Consider the following 1,776-nt stretch of genomic DNA (forward strand, 5'->3'; position numbering starts at 1 on the left):
GCGCGACTGGGGGCAACCCCTGGCGTGATCGAGCAGAAGTCAGCAGACGGCATAGTAGGCATCTTACCCCACCGGGGCCGGGTGCTGAAGGCCAGAACACGATGAGACAAGGAGGAGTCGTGGAGAGCTCGCATTCGGTGATGAGTCCGCCCGGAGGAGCCGGGATGCGGCGTGCGTCCACGCAGCCAGCCTTGCACGGGAGTCTGATGCGACGGGTGATGGACCGGAACAACCTGCGCCGTGCCTGGGAACAGGTGAAGGCCAACCGGGGTGCCCCGGGCGTGGACGGCATGACCGTCGACGACTTTGTGGCCTTCGCGCGGGAGCACTGGCCCGCCATCCGTCAAGCCTTGCTGGACGGCAGCTACCAGCCGCAACCTGTGCGGCGGGTGGAGATCCCGAAGCCCATGGGCCGAGGGGTTCGCCTGCTCGGGATACCGACCGTTCTCGATCGCCGATCGCGCAAGCCATCCAGCAGGTCCTCACGCCGATCTTCGACCCGGGGTTCTCCGAGTCGAGCTTCGGCTTTCGTCCCGGACGCAGTGCGCACGGAGCTGTTCGGCAGGTTCAGCGCTTCGCCGGCGAGGGCTACCGAGTCGTCGTGGATTTGGATCTCGAGAAGTGTTTCGACGAGATCTCGCACGACGTGCTCATGGCTCGCGTCGCCCGCAAGGTGAGAGACCGGCGTCTGCTGGCTCTCATCGGGCGCTTCCTGCGCGCCGGCGTTCGGATTGGGGACCACATCCATGCGACGGAGAGAGGAGCCTCTCAAGGCTCGCCGCTTTCTCCGCTGCTCGCCAACATCCTGTTGGACGACCTCGACCGAGAGCTGGAACGGCGCGGGCACCGATTCGCACGCTACGCCGACGATCTTCTGATCGTCGTCCGTAGCCGAAGAGCCGGCGACCGGGTCAAAGCCAGCATCACTCGGTACTTGACCTCCCAGCTGAGGCTGAAGGTCAACGAGTCGAAGAGTCGGGTCTGCGGCCTCAACGAAGTGGTCTTTCTCGGGTTCACTTTCCGAGGGAGCAAGCTGCGTTGGTCCGACAAATCCTTCGAGAAGTTCAAGCACAGAGTCCGGCGATTGACCGGACGCAGCTGGGGCGTATCGATGGACTACCGACTCTACAAGCTCGCGCAGTACGTTCGAGGTTGGATGAACTACTACGGCATTTCGGACTACTACCGACCTGTTCCCGAAATCGACAAGTGGATCCGAAGGCGAATCCGTATGTGCTACTGGAAACAGTGGCGCCGGGCACGCACGAAGGTCCGCCACTTGCTCGCTCTGGGGACCAGTCGCCGCCAAGCGATCTTCACGGCGATCAGTCGCAAAAGCTACTGGCACTTGTCGAAGACCTTGGCGACCCAGACCGGGATGACGAACAAATGGCTTCGAAGCCAGGGGCTGATCAGCGTCCGCGATCTGTGGATGAAAGCCCATGGCTACGCTTGAGATTATCGTGTGCTCCATCATCGTGAACCGCCCAGTGCGGACCCGCATGCTGGGTGGTGTGGGGGCCGGGGGCTAGATGCCCCCGGCTACCCGATTATGCCACGTTCTGCTTCTTAGCGCCAGAGATAGGATGCACATAGACACGTCCTTTGGTTTGCGCCGCCTTCACCTTCGCGTCGATCATGCCTCGAAAGGAGACTTGACCCTCCAAGACCAAGACGAGATCCTCGCCGTCTACAAAAACGGTCTTGATCGCTTTCCCTAGCAAGATTGTTTCGAGTACGTTAGCACTGAATCCGTGTACAGAGACGAAGATGCCA

General features: G+C 61.6%; 1 pseudogene. It reads left to right on the forward strand.

The annotated features are described in order from the left end of the window. Window positions 1-101: 101 nt before the first annotated feature. Window positions 102-1,456: pseudogene (ltrA, locus tag GY769_07570) on the forward strand (group II intron reverse transcriptase/maturase). The last annotated feature ends 320 nt before the right edge of the window (window positions 1,457-1,776 follow it).

This window comes from bacterium (assembly GCA_024224155.1).
In the GTDB taxonomy this organism is placed as follows: Bacteria; Acidobacteriota; Thermoanaerobaculia; order Multivoradales; family JAHEKO01; genus CALZIK01.